This is a genomic window from Stenotrophomonas maltophilia group sp. msm1 (genome assembly GCF_032025805.1).
GTDB classification, from domain to species: domain Bacteria; phylum Pseudomonadota; class Gammaproteobacteria; order Xanthomonadales; family Xanthomonadaceae; genus Stenotrophomonas; species Stenotrophomonas hibiscicola.
Genome location: NZ_JAVSKH010000001.1, coordinates 1,433,600 through 1,457,242 on the forward strand (window position 1 = coordinate 1,433,600; position 23,643 = coordinate 1,457,242).

Annotated in this window: 20 protein-coding genes and 1 riboswitch; of the genes, 10 read left to right on the forward strand and 10 right to left on the reverse strand. The window is 67.3% G+C overall.

Translation table 11 applies throughout. From position 1 onward, the window contains the following. Positions 1-90 precede the first annotated feature (90 nt). Entirely contained in the window at positions 91-1,047 is a 957-nt protein-coding gene (locus ROV95_RS06330) for a Nudix family hydrolase (RefSeq protein WP_312543547.1), read from the forward strand. A 51-nt stretch (positions 1,048-1,098) separates the two neighbouring features. Here the strand turns inward: ROV95_RS06330 and ROV95_RS06335 are convergent, their stop codons facing one another. After that, on the reverse strand, positions 1,099-1,683 hold the full coding sequence (locus tag ROV95_RS06335) for a DUF4124 domain-containing protein (RefSeq protein ID WP_058980414.1): 585 nt from the start codon (positions 1,681-1,683) through the stop codon (positions 1,099-1,101). A gap of 40 nt (positions 1,684-1,723) precedes the next feature. Continuing rightward, positions 1,724-2,551, reverse strand: coding sequence for a methylenetetrahydrofolate reductase [NAD(P)H] (gene metF, locus ROV95_RS06340; protein WP_164145421.1), 828 nt, complete (start codon positions 2,549-2,551; stop codon positions 1,724-1,726). Positions 2,552-2,754: 203 nt separating this feature from the next. Here metF and ROV95_RS06345 point away from each other — a divergent pair, with 203 nt between their 5' ends. The 3 genes from ROV95_RS06345 to ROV95_RS06355 are packed head-to-tail and all read left to right on the forward strand — an operon-like array spanning position 2,755 to position 5,483. Then, complete coding sequence (locus ROV95_RS06345) at positions 2,755-3,681, forward strand: alpha/beta hydrolase (RefSeq protein WP_312543549.1); 927 nt, start codon at positions 2,755-2,757, stop codon at positions 3,679-3,681. Positions 3,682-3,705: 24 nt separating this feature from the next. Then, entirely contained in the window at positions 3,706-4,755 is a 1,050-nt protein-coding gene (locus tag ROV95_RS06350) for a histidine kinase (protein WP_164145422.1), read from the forward strand. Further along, positions 4,752-5,483: a LytTR family DNA-binding domain-containing protein gene (locus tag ROV95_RS06355; RefSeq protein WP_312543551.1), complete on the forward strand. Its 732-nt coding sequence runs from the start codon at positions 4,752-4,754 to the stop codon at positions 5,481-5,483. Before ROV95_RS06350 ends, ROV95_RS06355 begins: the two co-directional genes overlap by 4 nt. A 47-nt stretch (positions 5,484-5,530) precedes the next feature. Here the strand turns inward: ROV95_RS06355 and ROV95_RS06360 are convergent, their stop codons facing one another. Genes ROV95_RS06360 through ROV95_RS06370 form a run of 3 tightly spaced genes read right to left on the reverse strand, consistent with a single transcriptional unit; the run spans position 5,531 to position 8,744 of the window. Next, complete coding sequence (locus tag ROV95_RS06360) at positions 5,531-6,823, reverse strand: HAMP domain-containing sensor histidine kinase (protein WP_312543552.1); 1,293 nt, start codon at positions 6,821-6,823, stop codon at positions 5,531-5,533. Beyond that, positions 6,820-7,494: a response regulator transcription factor gene (locus tag ROV95_RS06365; protein ID WP_312543836.1), complete on the reverse strand. Its 675-nt coding sequence runs from the start codon at positions 7,492-7,494 to the stop codon at positions 6,820-6,822. The genes ROV95_RS06360 and ROV95_RS06365 overlap by 4 nt, the downstream gene beginning before the upstream one ends. A gap of 17 nt (positions 7,495-7,511) precedes the next feature. Continuing rightward, on the reverse strand, positions 7,512-8,744 hold the full coding sequence (locus ROV95_RS06370; protein ID WP_312543554.1) for a type 1 glutamine amidotransferase domain-containing protein: 1,233 nt from the start codon (positions 8,742-8,744) through the stop codon (positions 7,512-7,514). Between the two features lie 3 nt (positions 8,745-8,747). Here ROV95_RS06370 and ROV95_RS06375 point away from each other — a divergent pair, with 3 nt between their 5' ends. Beyond that, the gene (locus tag ROV95_RS06375; RefSeq protein WP_312543556.1) at positions 8,748-9,305 is read left to right on the forward strand and encodes a DUF3228 family protein; all 558 of its coding nucleotides are present in this window, start codon (positions 8,748-8,750) and stop codon (positions 9,303-9,305) included. A 75-nt stretch (positions 9,306-9,380) separates the two neighbouring features. Here the strand turns inward: ROV95_RS06375 and ROV95_RS06380 are convergent, their stop codons facing one another. The 3 genes from ROV95_RS06380 to ahcY all read right to left on the reverse strand — a co-directional run bounded on the left by ROV95_RS06380 (position 9,381) and on the right by ahcY (position 11,982). Continuing rightward, on the reverse strand, positions 9,381-9,866 hold the full coding sequence (locus tag ROV95_RS06380; protein WP_312543557.1) for a hypothetical protein: 486 nt from the start codon (positions 9,864-9,866) through the stop codon (positions 9,381-9,383). Continuing rightward, a complete protein-coding gene (ybaK, locus tag ROV95_RS06385; RefSeq protein ID WP_049399794.1) occupies positions 9,866-10,339 on the reverse strand; it encodes a Cys-tRNA(Pro) deacylase in 474 nt (157 codons plus the stop codon). Before ybaK ends, ROV95_RS06380 begins: the two co-directional genes overlap by 1 nt. Positions 10,340-10,536: 197 nt before the next feature. Continuing rightward, a complete protein-coding gene (gene ahcY / locus ROV95_RS06390) occupies positions 10,537-11,982 on the reverse strand; it encodes an adenosylhomocysteinase (RefSeq protein ID WP_033834449.1) in 1,446 nt (481 codons plus the stop codon). 36 nt (positions 11,983-12,018) lie between these two features. Further along, positions 12,019-12,102: riboswitch (S-adenosyl-L-homocysteine riboswitch) on the reverse strand. A 120-nt stretch (positions 12,103-12,222) separates the two neighbouring features. Here ahcY and ROV95_RS06395 point away from each other — a divergent pair. Both ROV95_RS06395 and ppc read left to right on the forward strand, forming a co-directional pair. Beyond that, positions 12,223-14,739, forward strand: coding sequence for a prolyl oligopeptidase family serine peptidase (locus ROV95_RS06395; protein WP_312543559.1), 2,517 nt, complete (start codon positions 12,223-12,225; stop codon positions 14,737-14,739). A gap of 237 nt (positions 14,740-14,976) precedes the next feature. Beyond that, positions 14,977-17,688 carry a phosphoenolpyruvate carboxylase gene (gene ppc, locus ROV95_RS06400; protein WP_312543838.1) on the forward strand — a complete coding sequence of 904 codons (2,712 nt, stop codon included), beginning with the start codon at positions 14,977-14,979 and terminating at the stop codon, positions 17,686-17,688. Between the two features lie 67 nt (positions 17,689-17,755). Here ppc and ROV95_RS06405 read toward each other — a convergent pair whose 3' ends face one another. Both ROV95_RS06405 and metK read right to left on the reverse strand, forming a co-directional pair. Further along, a complete protein-coding gene (locus ROV95_RS06405; RefSeq protein WP_019661090.1) occupies positions 17,756-18,262 on the reverse strand; it encodes an acyl-CoA thioesterase in 507 nt (168 codons plus the stop codon). Between the two features lie 140 nt (positions 18,263-18,402). Next, positions 18,403-19,614, reverse strand: coding sequence for a methionine adenosyltransferase (gene metK, locus ROV95_RS06410; RefSeq protein ID WP_005408103.1), 1,212 nt, complete (start codon positions 19,612-19,614; stop codon positions 18,403-18,405). Positions 19,615-19,941: 327 nt separating this feature from the next. Between metK and ROV95_RS06415 the strand changes: the two genes are divergently transcribed. The 3 genes from ROV95_RS06415 (at position 19,942) to ROV95_RS06425 (ending at position 23,624) form a co-directional block, all read left to right on the forward strand. Next, positions 19,942-21,657, forward strand: a complete 1,716-nt coding sequence (locus ROV95_RS06415) for a lysophospholipid acyltransferase family protein (protein ID WP_134731252.1) — start codon at positions 19,942-19,944, stop codon at positions 21,655-21,657. Continuing rightward, positions 21,654-22,454 (forward strand): UDP-2,3-diacylglucosamine diphosphatase, encoded by an 801-nt coding sequence (locus ROV95_RS06420; RefSeq protein ID WP_312543561.1) that lies wholly within the window; start codon positions 21,654-21,656, stop codon positions 22,452-22,454. Before ROV95_RS06415 ends, ROV95_RS06420 begins: the two co-directional genes overlap by 4 nt. 123 nt (positions 22,455-22,577) lie before the next feature. Continuing rightward, positions 22,578-23,624, forward strand: a complete 1,047-nt coding sequence (locus ROV95_RS06425; RefSeq protein ID WP_312543563.1) for a metal-dependent hydrolase — start codon at positions 22,578-22,580, stop codon at positions 23,622-23,624. Positions 23,625-23,643: the final 19 nt, after the last annotated feature.

Sequence of the window (23,643 nt, forward strand, 5' to 3'; positions counted from 1 at the left end):
CCGCGAAAGCGGGGCTTTTCGTTTGTGGCAGGGGAGTTGCAGCGGATCCGCGATTGCGCCGGCCGCCCTGTTCTGGGCATGCTTCCCCCCATGCCTGCCCCCACCCGATCGATCCATGTCGTGGCCGCCGTCATCACCGACGCCCGTGGCCGCGTGCTGCTCAACCGCCGTACCGAGAACCGCGACATGGCCGGCCTGTGGGAGTTTCCCGGCGGCAAACGCGAATCCGGCGAGACCTCCGAACAGGCGCTGGTGCGCGAGCTGCGCGAGGAACTGGGCATCGAGGCCGATGTCGGCGAGTGGCTGATGGATGTGCCGCAGTGCTATCCGGACAAGCACCTGACCCTGGAGGTGCGCCACGTGCGCAGCTGGAAGGGGACACCGCGTGGGCGGGAGGGCCAGGCGATCACCTGGGTGGCGCCGGACAAGCTGGGCCGCTATTCAATGCCGCCGGCAGACCTGCCGGTGGTGGCCGCCCTGCGCCAGCCCGACAGCTACCTGATCACCCCGGCGCCGGCCGATGATGAGGGCGGCGTGCAGCATTGGCATGAACAGCTGCAGCGCGTGGTGGCTGCGGGCCAGCAGCGCATCCAACTGCGGTTGCCGACGGCCCATCCGCAGCGGCAGGCGATGGTCGAGCAGGTCGTGCGTGCGCATCGCCGCAGCGGCGTGCAATGGTTGCTCAACCGCGATATCGAACTGGCGCGTGCGTTGGGCGTGGGCGTGCACCTGGGCAGCGAACAGCTGCTGCAGCTGTCGCAGCGCCCGCTACCCCAAGGCCAGCTGGTGGCTGCATCCTGCCACGACCTGCAGCAACTGCAGGAGGCACAACAGTTGGGCTGCGACTTCGCTGTGCTGGGCCCGGTGCAGGCCACGCCCAGCCATTCAGATGCCGTGCCGATGGGTTGGGATGCCTTCGCCGAGCTGCGCGCGCAGGTGTCACTGCCCATCTATGCGCTGGGCGGCATGGGCCGCAGTCACATTGCCGAAGCGCGCCGCCATGGCGGGCAAGGCATTGCCGCCATTCGCGGGCTGTGGCCGGAGTGAGCCGGCATGCGGGGTCAGATCCCTGCACAGCAGGGCTCTGACCCCTCCCGATCACAACGTGATCCAGAAACACCCGTACTGCCGCCGTAATCCCACCACCGTCGAGGCACGCGCCACGCTGCCTGGCAGGGTCTGCTCCAGGCGCAGGCCGACCGGATGGCGAACAGCCGTCGGCTCAGGGGCGGATCCCTGCGCAGCAGGGCCCTGGCCCTCGTCAGTCACTGCGTCCTGGCCCTGTCCTGGATACACCGGCACGACGTCCACCAGCGGCCGCCGCACCAGCGATTCCAGTTGACCGAGGATTCGCTGCGCGCCCGCATCGGAGACCGCGCCCCACAGGTACAGCGAGGACAGCCGGTTCACATCATTGCTGACGATGCCGTTGCGCAATGCGTCCACCAGTTCACTCAGCCGCCGCGGGCAGCGTGCCCCCAGGGTATCGCGCTGCAGGATGTTGCCGCTGGGCGCAGGCGGTGGCACCCGCGACCGCGCACCCACACTGTCGCAGGGTCGGTCGGTATACACGCTTTGGCCCTGCGCATCGGTGCAGCGGTTCAGGCGCGTGGACTGTGCGTGGGCGACGCTCGACAGCACGCACAGCGGCAGCAGCAACAGCAGGAAGGAAAGCCGGATCATGCCCGCAGGGTAACGCCGATCATGCTCGCGCGGCGTGCTTTCAGCCCTGCAGCAGCCTCAGCACCGAGGTGGTCGGCTTGGCCAGGTTCAGCGTGTAGAAGTGCAGGCCGGGCGCGCCGCCTTCGATCAGGCGCTGGCACAGCCGGGCCACCACTTCCGTGCCGAATGCACGCACCGACTCCGCATCATCGCCATAGGCCTGCATCTTGCGACTGATCCAGCGCGGAATCTCCGCACCACACTGTTCGGAGAAGCGGCGCAGCTGGCTGAAATTGGCGATCGGCATGATGCCCGGCGTGATCGGCACCTGCACGCCCAGCCGCCGCACTTCATCGACGAAATGGAAGTACGCGTCCGGATTGAAGAAATACTGGGTGATGGCCGCATCGGCACCGGCATCGATCTTGGCCTTGAAGTGCTTCAGGTCAGCCAGTGAATCGGAGGCCTGCGGATGCGTCTCCGGATACGCGCCCACTTCGATGTGGAACGCATCGCCGTGCTCGGCGCGGATGAAGGCGATCAGTTCGGCGGCATAGCGCATGTCGCCGGGAAAGCCCATGCCCGAGGGCAGGTCGCCACGCAGCGCGACCAAGCGGCGGCAGCCGATGGCGCGGTACAGCTTGAGCAGCTCGCGGATCTCCTGGCGGGTGCCGCCCACGCATGACAGGTGCGGCGCCGCATCGAACCCATGGTGCTGGTTGAGGTGGCGCACGGTCTCGGAGGTGTAGCTCAGGGTCGAGCCACCGGCGCCGAAGGTACACGACACGTACTCGGGGGCGTAGTCCTTCAGCTTGGCCGCAGCACGGTCCAGCTGGCTGCGCTGTTCGTCGGTCTTGGGCGGATAGAACTCGAAGCTGATGGCGGTCATGGCGCGGATGGCGGCGGTCGGTGCGAAGCAGTATATCTCTTCATCAAGATGGATGCTTGAAGATTGCGTGAGGGCCAGCCGTCCCCAACCCGCGACCGTTCGCCCCGCCGTCCGGCCGCTGCTCCGAAATCGCAACCGGCATGCGTCGGTCGGGCCCACGCTGCTCCCATCCCGGCAGCACCCACCCGATGAAGGAGCAGACGATGAAGATCTTCCTGGCACTCTGGTACGCAATGAAGGCGCTGGCCCGGCTGGCGATGATCGGCATGGCGATGGCGGTGCTCGGCTCCGGTTCGGCCCATGCGGCGGCCGCCACCGGCACCGGCAAGGTGCAGGTCGAGGTGGTCGGCAAGGGCCGTCCGCTGCTGATGATCCCCGGCCTGAACAGCAGCGCCGAGGTCTGGCGCGAGACCTGCCTGGCGCTGAAGGACGTGCAGTGCCATCTGGTGCAGCTGCCGGGCTTTGCCGGCGCTGCGCCTGCCGACCCGCGCCCGGTCGAATTCCTGACGGCGATGCGCGGGCAGCTGCTGGCCTACCTGCACGACCAACAGCTGGGCCCGGTGGTGGTGATCGGCCACAGTCTTGGCGGCCTGCTGGGGCTGCAGGTGGCGCAGGCCGAGCCGAAGGCGGTCAGCGCACTGGTGGTGGTCGATGCATTGCCGTTCCTGCCGGCCGCGCGTGACCCGAACGCCACCGCAGACAGCGTGCGGCCGATGGCCGACCAGCTGCGCAAGGGCATGCTCGCCGCCGATGTCGCGCAGTGGCAGGTGCAGCTGAAAGCCGGCCTGCCGGGCATGACCCGCGATCCGCAGCGGCAGGCCGAACTGGGGCGCTGGGGCGAAGCCAGCGACCGCCAGACCACCGCTGACGCCATGCATGCGGTGATGACCACTGACCTGCGCGACAGCATCGCCTCGATCACCGCACCGACACTGGTGCTGGGCAGCTGGGCCGGCTACCAGCCGATGGGCGGCACCGAGGACAGCACGCGCGCGGTGTTCCAGGCGCAGTACGCGAAACTGCAGGGCGTGCAGATCGCGATGAGCGCGCAGGGTTTCCACTTCCTGATGTGGGATGATCCGCGCTGGCTGCAGGAGCAGGTGCAGCGTTTCCTCGCCGCGCACCCCTGACCCTTGTCCTCGCCGAGAGCCCGCATGGACGCCACCACCTCATCCCGCCGTTTCTGGACGCTCAATGCATTGGCATGGGCGGGTTATGCGATGTACGGGCTGTGGGCGGGGATGCGGATCGGCGGCGGCGTGGTGTTCAGCGGCATCGTGTTGATCACCGTCAGCGTGGCCGCCTGCCTGTGGCTGTGCAGCGGCATGCTGCGCGCGGTGGCGCTGCGCCAGCGCTGGTGGGAGGGGAGCCTGGGCAGCCTGGTGTTGAAACTGGCCGCCGGTGTGGTGGCCGGTGCCAGCGTCGCACAGGCGATGACGGCGGCGCTGCTGCTGCCGGCGCTGGCACTGGGCTGGGTGCAGCTGCCCGGTGGCCACGCGGATTACCGATGGTCTTCGCTGCTGGTGTACTGGATGAACACCGCGCTGTTCCTGCTGATGTGGACCGGCCTGTGGGCCGGCCTGCACGGTCTGCGCCGGGCGCGCCACAGTGAACTGGCCCGGCTGCGAGCCGAAGCCGAACGCAGCGCACTGGAGCGCGATGCACTGCGCGCACGGCTCAACCCGCACTTCATGTTCAATGCGCTGAACAACCTGCGCGCGCTGATCCTGGAAGATCCCGAGCGTGCGCGTGACATGGTCACCCGCCTGTCGCGCACACTGCGCCAGGCGCTGGCGCACAACCGCAGTGAGCAGGTCACGCTGGCCGAAGAACTGGCGGTGGTGGACGACTATCTGGCGATCGAGGGCATCCACTTCGAGCAGCGCCTGCAGGTAGCTCGACACATCGATGCCGACGCCCTGCAGGCACAGTTGCCGGCGATGGCGTTGCAGTTGCTGGTGGAAAATGCGATCAAGCACGGCATCGCCAGTCGTCCCGGCGGTGGCGGGATAGAGATCCGGGCCACGTTGGACGACGACGTGTTGCGCCTTCAGGTGGACAACCCGCTGGGCAATGCCAGCGAGCCCACCCACGGGCATGGTGTGGGTCTGGCCTACCTGCGTGCGCAGCTCGGTTCGAGCGGGCGTTTCACCCTGCAGCCGGTCGGCGATCGCATGCAGGCCCTGCTGGAGATTCCGCAATGAGTCGCGTACTGCGTGTACTGATCGTCGATGACGCACGGCTGGCACGGCAGGAGCTGCGCACGCTGTTGTCGGCGTTGCCCTGGGTGCAGTGCGTGGGTGAAGCCGACGATGTGCCTGCCGCGCGCGAGGCGATCGCCACGCTGGCGCCGGACCTGGTGCTGCTGGACGTGCAGATGCCTTCCGGCAGTGGTTTCGATGTGCTGGACGGCCTGGAGACGGTGCCTGCAGTGGTGTTCGTCACCGCCTACGACACCTACGCCGTGCGCGCGTTCCAGGCCAATGCGCTGGATTATCTGGTGAAGCCTGTCGAGGCGCCACGCTTGCTGGAGGCGCTGGAGCGGGCGCGCCAGCGCGAGGTGGTGGCGGGCGAAACGCGGGAGCCGCGCAGCACACTGGGCGCGCAGGATCAGGTGTTCGTGCGCGAGGGAGAACGCTGCTGGTTCGTGGCGGTCTCCGAGATCCGCCGGCTGGTGGTGGATGGCAACTACACCCGGCTGTGGTTCCGCGACCAGAACGCCTTGCTGACCCGCAGCCTGAGTGCGCTGGAAACACGCCTGCCGCAGGATCTGTTCTTCCGTGCCAACCGCAATACCCTGGTCAACCTGCGCCGCATCCGTGGCGTAACGCCCAGCATTGCCGATGGTTACGAGCTGACGCTGGATGATGGCAGTGAGGTGGAAGTGTCGCGGCGGCAGGCACGTGAACTGCGCGAGCGGATGGCGTTGTAGGGGCGGCTACAGATCGGCACTGACCGGGCTGGACCGCCGGAGGCGCTTCATGTCTCGGCTGGCTGCCCCCTCAAGCGGGCGATCACCCCGCCACCGCCGTGCTGGATGACCAGTTCGAGCCCGTAGTGGCTGCACAGTCGCCGCATGATATCCAGGCCCAGGCCGTTGCCCTCGCTGCCATCACGCTTGTCGAATGGCCGCGGCTCGGGCCAGTTGCCAAGGAAGGGCGAAGTACCTGCCGTGTTGTACACCAGCAGCTGACCGTCCTGCCATGCAATCAGGACCTGGCCCTGCGCGGTATGCGCGAACGCATTGCCGACCAGATTGGCCAGGACTACGTGCAGGGCCGCCTCGGGCGCGCGCAGCGTGGACTCGTCGGGTACGGTCAGCTGTATCTCGACCGGTCGTGCAGCCAGCAACGGAGACTGCTCGATGATCACCCGTTCCAGCAGCGGTACAAGTTTGACCGGCGGAGCACCGTGGCTGGCGGTTTCCTCGCGAGCCAGCGCGAGCAGCGCCGCAATGGCCTGCTGCAGCTGCAGTGCCGAAAGACGGATATGCTGCACATGCTGGCGGCCACGCTCGGACAGGCCCGACTCGCCGGCCAACTGGCCTGCCGCACTGGAGATGACGCTCAAGGGGGTGCGCAGTTCGTGGCTGGCATCGCGCGTGAACGCATGTTCGCGGGCAACGAAGGCAGCGACGCGTGCGGACAATCCATCCAGGGCGCGCGCGAGCACGCCAATCTCGTCATCGTCGAAACGTGCTGCCAGGTGCGCGCCGGGGCCTGGTTCCGGCTGCAGCGCTTCAACCTCCTCGACCAGCGCGTAGAGCGAGCGTGTGCTGCGATGGGCGAGCCAGATGCCGACGACAATCGCCGCGATCAGGACCAGCAGTGCTGTGCCGGCAAGCAGCATTACGACCCGATCGCGGATCGGCCGGACCACCAGTCGCCCACTGACCTCCGAAACAAGCCAAGCAGGGGGAGCGCCGGCCGGGGGATCGATCCGCTTGAGATGGTAGTGCCGACCATCGACACCCGCGAACTCCGAGCGCCACGGTTCCTTTGCGAACTCGCTGCGCAGATCGTCGGGGAAGGTAGAGGGTGAACGATGCAGCCGGATTGCGGCATCGGCAGGTGTCCGCCAGTCCCCTTCGTGCGCGTGCCAGGCGAGCTGAGCCCGTGCTTCACGGGCCAGTTGGTCGTTGAAGATGCTGTCTTCCACCACATACATGAATACCAGCGAGTAGGTGCCGAACACCATGGCGGTGAACAGCGCGAAGGCTGTGAATGTGATCAGCAGTCGACGGCGCAGGTGCTGGGCGGGCGGCAGTTTCATGGCGAAGCTTCCAGACGGAAGCCGACACCGTGGACGGTGCGCAGCATCTCGCCTTCGAACGGCCTGTCCAGTACCTGCCGCAACAGGTACAGATGCGAGCGCAGCGGATCGGAAGGGGGTGCTTCATCCCCCCACAGACGTTGAACGAGCTCGCTGCGGGTGACGGTTCGCGGCCAGGCCTCGGCCAGTACGAGCAGGATGCGCTGCGGAACCTGTGCCAGCTCCAGCAGCAATCCCGCGCGCCAAGCCTGGCCGCTGCGGCGGTCGATGCTCAACGGTCCAATCTGCAGGAGGTTCGGTTGACCCACGCGATGGCGGCGGGCGAGGGCGAGACAGCGGGCGAGAAGCTCGGCATCGTCGAAGGGCTTGACCAGATAGTCATCCGCGCCCGCAGCGAAGCCCTGCAGCTTGTCGTCGATCGCATCGCGTGCGGTCAGCATCAGGATGGGGACGTGCCGATCACTGCACTCGCGCAACCGACGGCAGACCGTCGTACCATCCGTGCCTGGCAATCCGATATCGAGCAGCAGCACATCCGGCGGTGACGCCAGCGCCAGCTGCAGCCCGACGTGTCCGTCAGCGGCGAAATCGACCAGATGGCCATGCGCCTGCAGCATGTCGATGATGGCCGAGGCCAACGGCAGGTTGTCTTCAATCAACAGCAGGCGCAGGCGCTCGGCGTCCATGGTCAGGGCTGCATGCGGGCCAGGAGAGCGTTAGCTTCGTCCAGACCGGGCTGCTTTTCCAGCACAGCCAGTACCTGCGAACGGGCCAGATCGGTCCGGCCCAGGCGCCAGTGCGCTTCTGCCATCGCGACCTGCAGCCTCGGCTCGTCCATATGCGGGCTGGCCAACTGCATGATGGACAGCGCGTCGGCGGTCGCAGTGGCGTCCTTTGCCGCTTTCAGCTGGTAGAAACCCAGCATGCCGATCAGCTCGACGTGATGGTCGGACGGGCGCTGCGCCAGTATCTGCGCCGCCTGCCCATCGCGCTGCTGCAGGTGCTGCTCCACCAGCGCCATGCTGCGCTCATCGCGCCATGCCTGGCGTGCCAGTGGGACACGCCCGCTGGCGCGCACGAAGGCGTCAGCCAGCGCAGCGGTCGAGAACGGGTTCTGACCGGTCAGCAGGCGTCCATCGACTACGACCTTGGGCATCATCAGTGGTGCCTCCTGCCAGCGCGCGCCCAACTCGCGCATGCGCGGTTCAAGCTGGAACGCGAATTCCTTTGCCCAACGTTTGCCGAACAATGCTTCTTCCTCTTCCGTGAATCCGGTCATGGCGCGGCCTTCCACCATGGCCCGGCCATCGGGAAGGCGAACACCTGCCAGTGCGGCCGGACCATGGCATACCGCCGCGACCAGTCCTCCCTGCTGCCAGATTCCGGCAATCGTGGCATGCAGGGCCTTGTCGGCCGGAAGATCGAACATGGCACCCTTACCGCCGATCACCAGGATGCCCTGGTAGTCGCCCGCGCGCAGTTGTGCAGTGGGCAGCGTCGCGGCAAGCTTGCCCATGGCCTGGGAATCGGCAAGGACGGCTGCGTTGAAGGCCTCGGTGGGGTTGTACTTGTCAGCCTCAACGGCGCCTCCACGCGGACTTGCCACGTCGATGTCGAAGCCGTTCTGCTTGAGGATGAGCCAGGCCTGGGCGAATTCGTCCATCTCGAAGCCCGGGCGGGTCTTCCCTTGGTCCCGGCCTTCGCTGCTGACAACGAGCAGCACCCGCGATGGTGCGGCAAACGCGGAAGATGGGGCCATGGCAGGGAGGAGAAGGACGGCCAGCAGGCCGGACAGCAGGGGGGAGCGGAAGCGGTTCATGCAGGACTCTCCGGGACATGTGCGTGCACTGTGGCCGGCAAATGTGAAGCAGACTTCAAGCGCGTCGACCGTTACCCTGAGGGCCTGTTCCCGTTCGTGCATGCCATGTCCATCGTCCTGACCGATTTCGCCCGTCCCCGCCTGTTCCCGCGCGTGCCGCGTGGCAACACCATCCAGGACTGCACCGCCGAGCAGTTCGAGGCACACCTCAATGCGCACGCGCCACTGAAGGTACTCGATGGCTACGCGCCGTTCTGCAAGCTGTTCGTCTACGACAACTGGACCAGCACGCGCTGCCTGACGGTGCCGATCACCGAGGCCAACCGCCACCAGCTGCGCAGTGGCTATGAGGCGCGCAATCGTGACGAGCTGCCGGTGCTGGTGCGCTGGTTCGAGGGTGTGGAGTCCCCGCGTGCGAACTACCTGGTGGTGATCCTGTACAGCGCCGAGCAGCTGGCCAGGGAAGGTTCGCCGATCGAGGCCGACTGGGGCATCGTCGGCTGCATCTACACCGCCGAACCGGAAGAGGTGCCAATGGCGCCGATCACGATGATGCGCAATGCGCTGGGCGTGGAGGAGGGCGGCTCCGGCGTGCCGCTGGACCGTGAGGCGTACCGGCGTTCTGTCGAGTTCTGGGAGAACAACGCGAACTGGCGGCCGTGAGCAATATTTGCCATCCACGCATCGCGTGAATGTGCGGACCGCAGTAGAGCCACGCCATGCGTGGCTGCTTGGCCTTCAGGCAGCTTTCCATTCCCACCACGGGTAATGGTACTCGCGGTCGATGGCCTGCCAATGCTGGCCGCATTGCGTGCAGGCAACGGTATGGCAATCGCCCCAACCATCCTCGGCCTCCTGCAACGAGATCAGCTGCATCTGCCCTTGTTCGATCAGGCGACGCGGATCGAAGAACGGGTAGCCGGGGTTGAGCGCACACAGGCATCCCTTACGCGCCTGCCAGTAGCGTAGCCGTTGCAGGCCCGCCTTGAGGTGTGCCTGGTTGCTGATCAGCATGCCGCCCAGGGCGATGCCCTCGCAGCTGCGTTCGATCAGGTCGACATGTGTGGCCAACGTGTCCAACGATAAGGCACTGAACAGCCGTGCGACGCTACGTGCGGCATCGGTGATGCGCGTTGCGTCGCGCGACAGCAGGTCCTGCAACAGCACATCGGCCTGTGCATCGTCGAGACGGGGTATCCGCGCTGCAGACCAGGGCCAGCGCATCAGCGAGACTTGCCGATGGCAGCGTAGTGGCCGGCGGTGAGGCGCAGCAGGTCAGCCGGAGCCAGTTCCACTTCCAGGCCGCGGCGACCGGCGCTGACATGCAGCGCGGGCAATGCCTGAGCGCTGGCATCCAGGAAGGTGCGCAGGCGCTTCTTCTGCCCGAGCGGGCTGATGCCACCGACCAGGTAACCGGTCGCGCGCTGCGCGGCGTCAGCAGCAGCCATCTCGCACTTCTTGCAGCCGGCCGCTTCGGCCAGTGCCTTCAGGTCCAGCTGGCCGGCCACCGGTACGATCGCCACCAGCAGTTCGTGTGTCTCGGTGCTGGCCAGCAGGGTCTTGAACACCTGGGCTGGATCGAGGCCGAGCTTGTCCACGGCTTCGCCGCCATAGGATTCGGCGTGGGCGTCGTGCACGTAGCTGCGCACGGTGTGGGCGATCTTCTCGCGCTTGAGCAGGTTGATGGCCGGGGTCATGGCTGCATCGTAGCGCGCGCTGGGCGCGTTGCCTTGACCGAAGCTACTGCCGGAGCATCCACGCATGGCGTGGATCTACCAGTGGGGACTGGACGCGGGGTGTACGACCACACGCCAACGCAGAACGGGCGCCCGAAGGCGCCCGTCCGTGTCGCATGCACCGGTAGTGCCGGCCGCTGTCCGGCACCCTGAAGGCATCAGTAGCGATAGTGGTCCGGCTTGAACGGGCCTTCCACCGGCACGCCGATGTAGTCGGCCTGTTCCTGGCTCAGGGTGGTCAGCTTCACGCCGATCTTTTCCAGGTGCAGGCGGGCCACTTCTTCGTCCAGCTTCTTCGGCAGCAGGTAGACCTTCTTCTCGTAGCTGTCCTTGTTCGCCCACAGGTCGATCTGTGCCAGGGTCTGGTTGGCGAAGCTGTTGGACATCACGAAGCTCGGGTGGCCGGTGGCGCAGCCCAGGTTCACCAGGCGGCCTTCGGCCAGCAGGAAGATCGCGTTGCCGTTCGGGAAGATGTACTTGTCCACCTGCGGCTTGATGTTGACATGCTTGATGCCCGGGTAGGACACCAGTGCGTCGACCTGGATCTCGTTGTCGAAGTGGCCGATGTTGCAGACGATGGCCTGGTCCTTCATCGCGCTCAGGTGCTCGATGCGGATGATGTCGCGGTTGCCGGTGGTGGTGACGTACAGGTCGGCACGGCCCAGGGTCGATTCGATGGTGTTGACTTCATAGCCTTCCATCGCCGCCTGCAGGGCGCAGATCGGGTCGATCTCGGTGACGATCACGCGCGCACCGTAGGCACGCAGCGAGGCCGCGCAGCCCTTGCCGACGTCGCCGTAGCCGCAGACCACGGCCACCTTGCCGGCCAGCATCACGTCCATCGCGCGCTTCAGGCCGTCGGCCAGCGACTCGCGGCAGCCGTACAGGTTGTCGAACTTGCTCTTGGTGACCGAGTCGTTGACGTTGATCGCCGGGATCAGCAGGGTGCCGGCCTGGGCCAGCTGGTACAGGCGGTGCACGCCGGTGGTGGTCTCCTCGGAGACACCCTTCCAGTCCTTGACCACGCGGCCCCAGTAACCGGGGCGCTCCTTGGCCACGCGCTTGAGCAGGTTCTTGATGACCTGTTCTTCGTGCGAGGCGGAGGCGGTGTTGACCCAGTCGCTGCCGTTTTCCAGCTCGTAGCCCTTGTGGATCAGCAGGGTCACGTCACCGCCGTCGTCCACCACCAGCTCCGGGCCGGTCAGGGTGCCATCGGCCAGGGTGAAGGTCAGCGCGTCCAGGGTGCAGTCCCAGTACTCTTCCAGGGTCTCGCCCTTCCAGGCAAACACCGGGGTGCCGGTGGCGGCAATGGCGGCGGCCGCGTGGTCCTGGGTCGAGAAGATGTTGCACGAGGCCCAGCGCACGTCGGCGCCGATGTCCTTCAGGGTCTCGATCAGCACGGCGGTCTGGATGGTCATGTGCAACGAGCCGGTCACGCGCACGCCCTTCAGCGGCAGCTCGGCCTGGTACTTGCGGCGGATCGACATCAGGCCCGGCATTTCGTGCTCGGCGATGTCCAGTTCCTTGCGGCCCCAGTCGGCCAGCGTGATATCGCGGATCTTGTAGTCACCTTCGGTGGAGAAGGTCTTGGCAACAGCGTTCATTCGTGTGCTCCGGTTGTGGACGAGCGGGTGCTCGCATCTAGCCGGGCGCCGTTGTTACAAAGCCACCTTACCGAGCCTGGCCGGGCCTCGTGGGATCCGGTCGCAGCGCCCCTCGGCAGGGGAGGACCCCCATTATATCGCGGCCCCGGCATGACATCGGCATGACCCAACCATCGGCAGATGGGGTCGCGTGCACGGCCTGTTAAGGTCGGTGTTTTCACGCATCACACAGGTGGAACGATGAGCATGCACGCGCGCCGTACGCGGCGCTGGACCGGCCTGGTCCTGTCGATGGGGCTGCTGGCGGTGGCCCCGCTGGCCTGGGCGGCCGCCTCGCAGCCAGCTCCGGCGCAGGCGCAGGGCGTCAATGGCTACGAACTGCCATCGGCCGCACTGCAGGCAGTGGTCGACGCCCCGCGCGCGCCGTCGCTGTTCCTGTCGCCGCGCCGCGACGTGGCCGCGATGATGCAGATGCCGTCGCTGCCTTCGATCCAGGTGGTGGCGCAGCCGGAACTGAAGCTGGCTGGCCTGCGCATCAACCCGCGCACGTTCTCCGACAGCCGCTTCAGCTTCGGCGAGAAGCTGTGGCTGATGAACGTGGCCGACGGCAAGGAGCGGCAGATCAGCGGCCTGCCGGCCAAGCTGTCGATCACCAGTGTGATGTGGTCGCCGGACCAGAAGTGGCTTGCCTTCAACCAGGTCGACGCTGCCAGTGGCGCCAATGAACTGTGGCTGGTGGACGTGGCCGGCGGCAGCGCCCGTCGCCTGGTTGCCGGTCTGAACACGGTGATCGGCAGCGGCTACCAGTGGCTGCCGGACAGCCGCGGCCTGGTGGTGTTCACCCGCCCGGCCAACCTCGGTGCGGCCCCGCCCGCCGATGGCATTCCGACCGGCCCGGCCGTGCAGCAGACCAGCCAGGGCGGCGGCGTGGTGTCGATCCGTACCTACCAGGACCTGCTGAAGAACGAGGCCGACGCACGCCAGTTCGACTACTACGCCACTACCCAGCCAATGGAAGTCGGCCTGGATGGCAGCACCCGCGCGATCGGCGCGGCCGGCATCTTCATGGGCTTCTCGGTGTCGCCGGATGGCCGCTTCGTGCTGCGCCAGCCGGTGCAGCGCCCGTACTCCTACGTGGTGCCGGTGAGCAGTTTCCCGCGCCGCATTGAAGTGATCGACCGTGCCAGCGGCAAGCTGGTGCACACCGTGGCCGTTCGCCCGCTGGTGGAAGGGCTGCCGACCGGCAACGATGCCGAAGTGACCGGCGTGCGCGACATCAGCTGGCGCGGTGATGCCGACGCCACCCTCGTCTGGGCCGAAGCGCAGGACGGCGGCGACCCGAACAGGGACGCCAAGGTGCGCGATGCGGTGCTGATGCAGGCCGCGCCGTTCGACAAACCGCCGGTCACCCTGGCCCAGCTTGGCAGCCGCCTGGCCGGCATCAGCTGGGGCCGCGGTGACCTGGCCCTGCTGACCGAATCGTGGTGGAAGACCCGCAGGACCAAGACCTGGCTGATCGCCCCGGACAACGCCGGTGCCGAGCCGCGCCTGCTGTGGGATCGTGACGCGCAGGACCGCTATGCCGATCCGGGCCGGCCGCTGCTGGCCAGTGACGAGCGGGGTCGTTCGCTGCTGCAGACCAGCCCCGATGGCAGCAGCCTGTACCTGGCCGGTGCCGGTGCTTCGCCGGAAGGCGACCGTCCGTTCGTGGACCGCTTCGACATCGCCACGGGCAAGGCAACGCGCCTGTTCCACTCGCAGGCGCCGAGCTATTCGCTGCCGGTGGCGTTGCTGGACGACCAGGCCAGCTCGCTGCTGCTGAGCCGCGAGAGCCCGGATGAGCCGGCCAACTTCTACGTGCAGTCGCTGGCCGATGCCGGTGCTGCACCGCGCGCGCTGACCCGTTTCGCGCACCCGCTGCCGCAGTTGAAGGGCGTGCAGAAGGAGCAGATCCGCTACAAGCGCAAGGATGGGGTCGACCTGACCGCGACCCTGCTGCTGCCGCCGGGCTACGACCCCAAGCGGGACGGCCCGCGGCCGCTGCTGATGTGGGCCTACCCGGGTGAGTTCAAGAGCGCGGCTGCGGCCAGCCAGGTGACCGATTCGCCGTACCGCTTCAACGCGGTCAGCTACTGGGGCCCGCAGGCGTTCCTGGCCAAGGGCTATGTGGTGCTGGCCAGCCCGTCGATGCCGATCATCGGTGAGGGCGACAAGGAGCCGAACGACACCTACATCGAACAGCTGGTGGCCAACGCGCAGGCAGCGGTGGATGAGGTGGTGCGCCGTGGCGTGACCGATCGCGATCACATCGCCATCGGCGGCCATTCCTACGGTGCGTTCATGACCGCCAACCTGCTGGCACACACCCGCCTGTTCAAGGCCGGCATCGCCCGCAGCGGCGCCTACAACCGCACGCTCACCCCGTTCGGCTTCCAGGCCGAGGAACGCAACTACTGGCAGGCACAGGAGGTCTACCAGAAGATGGCGCCTTTCAACTACGCCGACAGGATCAAGGATCCGATCCTCTTCATCCACGGCGTGGACGACAACAACTCCGGCACCTTCCCGATCCAGAGCGAGCGCATGTTCGCCGCGGTGAAGGGCCTGGGCGGCACCGCGCGGCTGGTGATGCTGCCCAACGAATCGCATGCCTACCGCGCACGCGAATCGATCATGACCATGCTGGCCGAGAGCGAGCGCTGGCTGGAGCAGACCATTGGCCCGGCCGAGCAGGGCAAGGCGAAGAAGAAGCGCTGATACGTGCATGAGGGTGGCCGCTGCAACAGCGGCCGCCTGTGCGGCTGCGCCGCCGCCCGAGCATGGGCTCGGGCGCTACACGGTGTCACGCGCCATGACGCTTGTAGAGCCGAGCCCATGCTCGGCTGCGTCCGCCATGGATACGTGCAGATGAAACCATTTTTGCATCGCAGCACGCTGCCCGTTCTGGTTTAGGCTTGGGGTCTGGATCCGTTGACCGAGGCCTGTGCGTCGCTGATGAACGAGTACCGCAGCAGCATCGAGTTTGCTTCTCCCGATCTTCCGCTTCGCGATGACGTGCGCCGGCTCGGCGCGCTGGTCGGCGACCTGCTGGTTGAACAGGTCTCCGCCGCGTTTCTCGACGATGTCGAGGACGTGCGCACCCGCGCCATCGCCCGCCGCGAGAACCAGGCGGCGTTGTCCGAGCTGGCCGAAGGGCTGGCCGGGCGCACGCCGCAGCAGGCCGAGACCATGGTGCGGGCGTTCAGCACCTATTTCCAGGTGGTCAACATCGCCGAGCGCGTGCATCGCATCCGCCGCCGCCGTGACTACCAGCGTGCCGGTACCGCAGGGGCGCAGCCCGATGGCCTGCAGGATGCGCTGCAGCACCTGAAGGCGCAGGGCGTGACGCTGGACGAGCTGGCGCAATGGCTGCCGCGCATCGACATCGAACCGGTGTTTACCGCGCACCCGACCGAAGCGGTGCGCCGCGCGCTGCTGGAGAAAGAGCAGCTGATGGTGGCCAGCCTGGTCGACAACCTTGATGGCCAGCGCACGCCGGGGGAAGCGGCCGCCGATGCCGCGCGCTTCCGCATGGCGCTGACCGCTTCGTGGCAGACCACCGATTCCTCGCCGGTGCGGCCCACCGTGGACGACGAGCGCGAGCACGTCGGCTTTTATCTGGTACAGGTGCTGTACCGGGTGATCCCGGTGCTGTACGAATCGCTGCAGCAGGCGCTGCGCGATACCTTCGGCGAAGAACTGCCGCTGCCGCGCCTGCTGCGCTTCGGCACCTGGGTGGGCGGCGACATGGACGGCAATCCGAACGTGGATGCCACCACCATCCGCAACACGCTGGATGCACAGCGGCGGGCAGTGCTGGGGCGCTACCAGAAGGAACTGCTGCAGCTGGCCAGCCTGCTCAGCCAGTCTACCGAGCGAGTGGGCGTGAGTGATGCGTTGCAGGCACGCGTGGCGCAGTACCAGCAGCTGCTGCCGCAGGTGCAGTCGCGCCCGCGCCATGCCGACATGCCGTACCGCCTGCTCAACGACCGCATGCGCGCACGCCTGCAGGCCACGCTGGATGATGGCAGCGGCGCCTACGCCGGCCCCGCCGAACTGATCGACGATCTGCAGCTGATCCTCGACAGCCTGCGCGCCAATCGCGGCGAACATGCCGGCGGCTTTGCCGTGCAGCGTCTGCTGTGGCGGGTGAAGACGTTCGGCTTCCATCTGGCGCGGCTGGATGTGCGCCAGGAATCGAGCGTGCATGCGCGTGCGCTGGCCACGGTGCTGGGCAGTGACGTAGCGTGGGACGATCTCGATGCCGTGGGGCGTGCGCGCCTGCTGGCGCCGCATGCGAGTGGTGACACGCCGTTGCCGAAGGGCGACGACGAAGGCAACCAGCGGCTGGATGCGGTGTTTGCCGCGCTGGCTGATGCACGCGCACGCCATGGCGGCGATGCACTGGGCAGTTACATCATTTCGATGGCGCACGACCGCAGCGACGTGCTGGCGGTACTGGCGCTGGCGCGGCGTGGTGGCCTGGTCGACGCCGATGACACGGTGCCGCTGGACATCGCGCCGCTGTTTGAAACCGTGGATGACCTCAAGCGCGGCACCGCCACGCTGCGCGACCTGCTGGACGACCCGGTGTACCGCACCCATCTGCGCGCGCGCGGCGACGTGCAGATGGTGATGCTCGGCTACTCGGACAGCAGCAAGGACGGTGGCATCGCCGCCTCGCGCTGGGGCCTGCAGCGCGCGCAGGTGGAACTGCTGGAGGTGGCGGCCGAGGCGGGCATCCGCCTGACCTTCTTCCATGGCCGTGGCGGCTCGATCAGCCGTGGCGGTGGGAAGACCACGCACGCGGTGGATGCTTCACCGCGCGGCAGCATCGATGGCCGCCTGCGGGTGACCGAGCAGGGCGAAGTGATCCATCGCAAATATGGCATCCGCGCGCTGGCCCTGCGCTCGCTGGAACAGGCCACCGGTGCGGTGCTGCGCGCCAGCCTGCGCCCGCGTGCCGCCGAGCCGCGCGAGGATGCGTGGCGGCCGGTGATGGACGCGGTGTCATCGGCCAGCAGCGAGGTGTATCGCGCCTTCGTTGGCCAGGCCGGCTTCATGGACTACTTCCGTACCGCAACACCCATCGACGTGATCGAGCGGATGACGCTGGGCTCGCGTCCTTCGCGCCGGCTCGGCCAGGATGCGGCACTGGGCAACCTGCGTGCGATTCCCTGGGTGTTTGCCTGGAGCCAGGCGCGTGCCGTCATTCCCGGCTGGTACGGCGTGGGCAGCGGCCTGCAGGCGGCGGTGGACGCTGGCCATGAAGAGACCCTGCGCGAAATGGCGCGTGACTGGCCGTTCTTCCGCACCTTCCTGGACGACATCGCGATGGTGCTGTCCAAGGGCGATATCACCATCGCCGAGCAGTTCTCGCTGTTGTCTGGCGACCTGCACGGGCGCTTCTTCCCGCAGGTACAGCGCGAACTGGAACTTACCCGGCACTGGCTGCTGGCGCTGATGGACCAGAAGACGCTGCTGGACCATGATGCGCGGCTGGCGCTGTCGATCCGCCTGCGCAATCCCTACGTCGATCCGATCAGCGTGCTGCAGGTGGATCTGCTGCAGCGCTGGCGGGCCAGCGGGCGCGAGGATGACGAGCTGCTGCGCGCGCTGGTGGCGTGCGTGAACGGTGTTTCGCAGGGGGTGCAGAACACGGGTTGATGCGTATCCGCCGGGCATGGCCCGGCGCTACCTGCCTCGGTGGGTGCGGGGCGTGCCCCGCACACCCTCACTCCTCCGGCGACGGAGGATTCGATGCCAGCAGTTCCAGGTGGCGCTGTTCCATTTCCTGGCGCAGTTGGCGGCGGATCAGCGCTGCGGCCTGGCGGCGCTTCTCGTCCGAGGTGACCGGCTGCAATGTTGGCACCGGCGTCGGCCGGCCTTCCTCATCCACGGCCACCATCGTGAAGAAACAGCTGTTGGCGTGGCGCACGCTGCGCTTGAGGATGTCTTCGGCCACCACCTTGATGCCGATCTCCATCGACGAGGTGCCGGTATGGTTCACCGAGGCCAGGAAGGTGACCAGCTCGCCCACCGCGATGGGCTGGCGGAACATCACCTGGTCCACCGACAGGGTGACCACATAGCTGCCGGCGTAGCGGCTGGCACAGGCATAGGCGACCTGGTCGAGCAGCCTCAGGATCGCGCCACCGTGGACCTTGCCGGAGAAATTGGCCATGTCCGGCGACATCAGCACGGTCATGGACAGCTGGTGGGTTTTCAGTTCGGTCGACATGGGCCGATTGTATCGGCGTGGCGTAGCTCTTGTAGAGCCGAGCCCATGCTCGGCTGCTCTTGTCGCAGGAAAAAGAAAGCCGAGCATGGGCTCGGCTCTACAGAAAGCAGAAGGGCCGCGTGAGCGGCCCTTCGTGTTTCTTACTTCAGCTTCGCATCGGCGCGCAGGGCGGCGGCGCGGTCGGTCTTCTCCCAGGAGAAGGCCGTGGCGTTGACGGTCTCGCCTTCGCCGTTGAGGTAGCTGAACTCCTTCGGCTTGCGGCCGAAGTGGCCGTAGGCCGCAGTCTGCTGGTACATCGGGTGGATCAGGTCCAGCATCTTGATGATGCCGTACGGGCGCAGGTCGAAGTGCTTGCGGATCAGCTTCTCGATCTTGTCATCGCTGATCTTGCCGGTGCCGAAGGTGGTGACCGAGATCGAGGTCGGCTCGGCCACGCCGATGGCGTAGGAGACCTGCACTTCGCAGCGGTCGGCCAGGCCGGCAGCAACCACGTTCTTGGCGACGTAGCGGGCCGCGTAGGCAGCCGAACGGTCGACCTTGGAGGGGTCCTTGCCGGAGAACGCGCCACCACCGTGACGGGCCCAGCCGCCGTAGGTGTCGACGATGATCTTGCGGCCGGTCAGGCCACAGTCGCCCACCGGGCCGCCGATCTCGAACTTGCCGGTCGGGTTGATGTGGAACTTGGTGCCCTTGTGCAGCCACTTGGCCGGCAGCACCGGCTTGATGATTTCTTCGCGGACGGCCTCGATGAGGTCCTTCTGCTTGATGCCCGGGGCGTGCTGGGTCGACAGGACCACGGCGTCGATGGCCGAGACCACGCCGTTTTCATAGCGCAGGGTGACCTGGCTCTTGGCGTCCGGGCGCAGCCACGACAGCGGCGAGTTCTTCTTCTTGCGGATCTTGGCCTGCTGCTCGACCAGGCGGTGCGACAGGTGGATCGCGGCCGGCATGTAGCTGTCGGTCTCGTTGGTGGCATAGCCGAACATCAGGCCCTGGTCGCCAGCGCCCATTTCTTCCGGCTTCTTGCGGTCCACGCCCTGGGCGATGTGCGGCGACTGCTTGCCGATCAGGTTCAGCACGCCGCAGGTGGCGCCGTCGAAGCCGACGTCGGAGCTGTCGTAGCCGATGTCCGTGATGACCTTGCGGGTCAGCGCTTCCAGGTCGATCCAGGCGCTGGTGGTGATTTCACCGGCCACGATGGCAACGCCGGTCTTGACCATGGTCTCGCAGGCCACGCGGGCACGCTGGTCCTGGGTCAGGATCGCGTCCAGCACCGCATCGGAGATCTGGTCGGCAACCTTGTCCGGATGGCCTTCAGAGACCGACTCGGAGGTGAAGAGATAGCTGGACATCAGGCGTAATATCCCTTGATTCGGATGGAAAGATGGGCGCGCATGATACACGGGGTGCGCCGCCTGTGCATTGTGAACCGGTACCGGTTGCCGGTGGTTAAGCCCGCGTAGGCCTGGCAGGGGCCGTCGTGACGGGATTGGGGCCCGGCCTCGAGGCCCAGTGTTCCACCAGCGTGACGACGGACGGGGCTGTCCAACCCCGGACCGCGCAGGCCGCGACCCTGCCGGACCGGCCGTCATCGTTCTGCCCCGAAACCGCCATCTGGCTGCCGCCTGCCGGGCGCAGGCTGTCGGCCAATCCGGCCGCCGGGCATGAGTGGATCCGCCATGCAGGAACTCGAACAGCGTCTCCAGCAACGCTTCCCCGATTGGTTCCATGGCCGTCGTGGCCAGCTGGCACGGCCGCTGCTGCGCAGCGTCGGTCGCTGGTCGCGGTTGGACCAGATCGAGGCCTTCCTGAAGCGCAGTGCAGGGTTGCGCGGATTCGGCTTCGTCGCCGCCGCCCTGGAATTCGTCGATGGCCAGTACCAGGTGGATCCGGCCGCGCTGGCGAAGATCCCGGCCACCGGCCGCCTGCTGATTGTTGCCAATCATCCGTCCGGGGCGCTGGACGCGCTGGCGCTGCTGGACGCGGTCGGACGCATCCGCCGTGACGTGCGGATCGTGGCGAACGATCTGTTGGGGGCTATCGCGCCACTGCAGGATCTGCTGTTGCCGGTGCGCATCCTTGGCGGCAAGGCCCAGCGCGGCAGTCTGCACGCGGTGGAGGAGGCGCTGGCCGCCGAGCAGTGCGTGATCGTGTTCCCGGCCGGCGAGGTCTCGCGCCTCTCGCTGCGAGGCATCCGCGATGGTCGCTGGCAGCGCGGGTTCGTGCGCTTTGCCCGCGCCGCCGGGGCGCCGGTGCTGCCAGTGCGGGTGGAAGCGCGCAACTCGGCGCTGTTCTACGGCGCATCAACCCTGTTCAAGCCGGCCGGCACCGCCCTGCTGGCACGCGAGATGTTCACCCGTCGTGGCCGCCCGCTGCGGCTGAGCATCGGCGAGCCGATGCGGCTGGGCGATGGCGGTGACCCGGGCGCACAGCTGCTGGCGGTACGTCGCGCGCTATATGCGCTGGGCCGCAATGGCGCGGCCGGCAATGCCGCTGCCTGCGCAGGCCCTGAGCCGCTGGCCGCCCCGGTGCCCCCTTCGCAGGTCGCTGCAGGGATTGCCGCAGCGACCCAGCTGGGCCAGACCGCCGATGGCAAGCAGATTCTGCTGGCCACCTGTACTGCCGATTCGCCGCTGCTGCTGGAGCTGGGCCGCCTGCGCGAACTGACCTTCCGCCAGGTGGGCGAGGGCACCGGGCGCAGCCGTGACCTCGACAACTACGACCCGCAGTACGAGCACATCGTGATCTGGGACGCCGCCGCGCAGCGCATCGCCGGCGCGTACCGGATCATGCGCGGCGCCCACGCACTGGCCCGGCACGGCCTGTCCGGGCTCTACAGCGCGTCGCTGTTCCGCTATTCCGACGACGCCATCACCCACATCGCCGAGGGCCTGGAACTGGGCCGCAGCTTCGTGGTGCCCGACTACTGGGGCAGCCGCAGCCTGGACTATCTGTGGCAGGGCATCGGCGCCTACCTGCAGTGCCGGCCGGGCATCCGCTACCTGTTCGGCGCCGTGTCGATCAGCGCGGCGCTACCGCGTGAAGCGCGCGAGCAGCTGGTAGCGTACTACCAGCGCTATTACAGCGGTACCGCTGGCATGGCCGAATCGAACCGCCCGTTCCAGTACTTCGCCGCACCGCCCAGTTTCGGTGAGCTGGATGCAGGCGCCGCGTTCGAGGTGCTCAAGGCCAACCTGGCTGCGCTCGGTACCGGCGTGCCCACGCTGTACCGCCAGTACACCGATCTGTGTGAACCCGGTGGTGCCCGCTTCCTCGCCTTCGGTGTCGACCCGGACTTCAGCGATTCGATCGACGGCCTGATCGAAGTGGACCTGTGTGCGATCCGGCCGAACAAGCGCAAACGCTACCTGCGCGACGCGGGGACGCCGGCATGAGCGCGCTGGCGAACCTGTCGCCGCACCGGCGCGCAGTGTTCGTCTCCGATGTGCATCTGGGTTCACGTCATTGCCATGCCACCGAGCTGGCACGGTTCCTCTTGCAGCTGCGTTGCGAACGGTTGTACCTGGTCGGCGACATCATCGACCTGTGGTGGATGGCGCATCGCCGGGCCAATTGGCGGCAGTCACACAGCGAAGTCATCCAGGCCCTGCATGCATTGCGCCGTGCGGGTACCGAGATCATCTACATCCCCGGCAACCACGATGCCTCGCTGCGCCAGGTCTGTGGGCTGATGCTGCCGGCGATGCAGGTCCGCCGTCGCGCCATCCACGTGACCGCCGATGGCCGCCGGCTGCTGGTCGCGCATGGGGACGAGTACGACGGCGTGACCCACTTCGGTGGCCTGCAGGAGAAATTCGGCGATTGGCTGTACTACCGCATCCTGACCGGCAACCAGGCGCTGAACGCGGTGCGGCGGCTGCTGGGCATGCGCTACTGGTCATTGTCTGAATTCCTGAAGAAGCGCAGCGGCGCCGCCGAACGCTACATCGAGCGCTTCGTGCAGGCCGGGCTGGACGATGTCCGCCGTCGCGGGCTGGATGGCATCGTCTGTGGCCACATCCACCGAGCTGCGTTGATTGAACGCGATGGCCTGGTCTACGCGAACGACGGCGACTGGGTGGAAAGCCTGACCGCGCTGGCCGAAGACCATGATGGCGCGCTGCGCCTGCTGGACCACAACGGCCAGACGCTGGCGGAGCTGCCGGGCGCACGCATGTCGCAGGCGGCGTAACCCGCCCGCGTCTGTACCCTTGTAGAGCCGAGCCCATGCTCGGCTGCCGTTACACGCAATGAAGAGCAGCCGAGCATGGGCTCGGCTCTACATGCACCGCCCGCAAGCCGCTAGCATCGGCCCATGGACTCCCTGACCCAGATCGTGCTCGGTGGCGCCGTCGCTGCTGCCATCGCCCCGCCTGGCCACCGCCGCGCGGCCCTGCTGGCCGGTGCCGCGCTTGGCACCCTGCCGGACCTCGACGCCCTGTGGCTCGGTTTCACCGCAGCCGATCCGGTGGCGAACATGATCGAGCACCGCAGTTTCAGTCATTCGCTGCTGGTGCTGCCCTGGGTGGCCGCATTGATCTGGTGGCTGTTCAAGCGCTTCGGCAATGGCCGCGTCGCGCAGTCACCGCTGCGCTGGTTCTGGGCGATCCAGCTGGCGCTGGTCACCCATCCGCTGTTGGATGCGTTCACCGTCTACGGTACCCAGCTGTGGTGGCCGTTGCGGCCGCACCCGACCATGGGTTCCAGTGTCTTCATCATCGACCCGGGTTACACGGTGTGGCTGCTGCTGGGCTGCGTGCTGGCCTGGTTTGGCCGCGCCCGGCCGTGGGTGGGCAAGGTGCTGGGCGTGGCGCTGCTGATCAGCAGTGGCTACTTGGGCTGGGGCCTGATCGCCAAGGCACAGGTCGACCGTGCCGCGCAGCAGAGCCTGGACGCGATGGGCCTGGGCGATGCGCCGCGCTTCTCGGTGCCGATGCCGTTCAACACCCTGCTGTGGCGGGTGGTGGCGATGACGCCCAACGGCTACGTGGTGGGTGATCGCTCGCTGGTGGCCGACCACGGACCGATGCGGTTCGAGGGCCACGCGTCCAACGTGCAGGCCTTGCGCGAAGCGGGGGGCATCCCGGCGGTGCAGCAGCTGCAGTGGTTCAACCGCGGCTTCATGCGTGCGCGGGTGGTGGACGGCCGGCTGGTGCTGAGTGACCTGCGCATGGGCCTGGAGCCGGACTACACCTTCAACTTCGTCGTGGCCGAGCAGGCCGACGGGCAGTGGCGGGCGATCGTTCCCGAGCAGGTGCGCGTGGACTACAGCAGTCCCGCCGCGCGCGCTGATGCCGGGCGCCGGCTGGCGGCGATGTGGCAGCGGATCTGGCATGCGCCCGTAGTCGGCGCTGTCGAGTAGATCCACGCCATGCGTGGAT

What these genes read in the sequence shown, in the direction of transcription:
- ROV95_RS06415 (WP_134731252.1), top strand. Translation starts at nt 19,942, where the DNA reads ATGCAGGAACTCGAACAGCGTCTCCAGCAACGCTTCCCCGATTGGTTC.
- ahcY (WP_033834449.1), bottom strand. Translation starts at nt 11,982, where the DNA reads ATGAACGCTGTTGCCAAGACCTTCTCCACCGAAGGTGACTACAAGATC.
- ppc (WP_312543838.1), top strand. Translation starts at nt 14,977, where the DNA reads ATGAACGAGTACCGCAGCAGCATCGAGTTTGCTTCTCCCGATCTTCCG.
- ROV95_RS06405 (WP_019661090.1), bottom strand. Translation starts at nt 18,262, where the DNA reads ATGTCGACCGAACTGAAAACCCACCAGCTGTCCATGACCGTGCTGATG.
- ROV95_RS06330 (WP_312543547.1), top strand. Translation starts at nt 91, where the DNA reads ATGCCTGCCCCCACCCGATCGATCCATGTCGTGGCCGCCGTCATCACC.
- ROV95_RS06380 (WP_312543557.1), bottom strand. Translation starts at nt 9,866, where the DNA reads ATGCGCTGGCCCTGGTCTGCAGCGCGGATACCCCGTCTCGACGATGCA.
- ROV95_RS06420 (WP_312543561.1), top strand. Translation starts at nt 21,654, where the DNA reads ATGAGCGCGCTGGCGAACCTGTCGCCGCACCGGCGCGCAGTGTTCGTC.
- ROV95_RS06395 (WP_312543559.1), top strand. Translation starts at nt 12,223, where the DNA reads ATGAGCATGCACGCGCGCCGTACGCGGCGCTGGACCGGCCTGGTCCTG.
- ROV95_RS06360 (WP_312543552.1), bottom strand. Translation starts at nt 6,823, where the DNA reads ATGAAACTGCCGCCCGCCCAGCACCTGCGCCGTCGACTGCTGATCACA.
- ROV95_RS06335 (WP_058980414.1), bottom strand. Translation starts at nt 1,683, where the DNA reads ATGATCCGGCTTTCCTTCCTGCTGTTGCTGCTGCCGCTGTGCGTGCTG.
- ybaK (WP_049399794.1), bottom strand. Translation starts at nt 10,339, where the DNA reads ATGACCCCGGCCATCAACCTGCTCAAGCGCGAGAAGATCGCCCACACC.
- metF (WP_164145421.1), bottom strand. Translation starts at nt 2,551, where the DNA reads ATGACCGCCATCAGCTTCGAGTTCTATCCGCCCAAGACCGACGAACAG.
- ROV95_RS06350 (WP_164145422.1), top strand. Translation starts at nt 3,706, where the DNA reads ATGGACGCCACCACCTCATCCCGCCGTTTCTGGACGCTCAATGCATTG.
- ROV95_RS06345 (WP_312543549.1), top strand. Translation starts at nt 2,755, where the DNA reads ATGAAGATCTTCCTGGCACTCTGGTACGCAATGAAGGCGCTGGCCCGG.
- ROV95_RS06370 (WP_312543554.1), bottom strand. Translation starts at nt 8,744, where the DNA reads ATGCACGAACGGGAACAGGCCCTCAGGGTAACGGTCGACGCGCTTGAA.
- ROV95_RS06425 (WP_312543563.1), top strand. Translation starts at nt 22,578, where the DNA reads ATGGACTCCCTGACCCAGATCGTGCTCGGTGGCGCCGTCGCTGCTGCC.
- metK (WP_005408103.1), bottom strand. Translation starts at nt 19,614, where the DNA reads ATGTCCAGCTATCTCTTCACCTCCGAGTCGGTCTCTGAAGGCCATCCG.
- ROV95_RS06375 (WP_312543556.1), top strand. Translation starts at nt 8,748, where the DNA reads ATGTCCATCGTCCTGACCGATTTCGCCCGTCCCCGCCTGTTCCCGCGC.
- ROV95_RS06355 (WP_312543551.1), top strand. Translation starts at nt 4,752, where the DNA reads ATGAGTCGCGTACTGCGTGTACTGATCGTCGATGACGCACGGCTGGCA.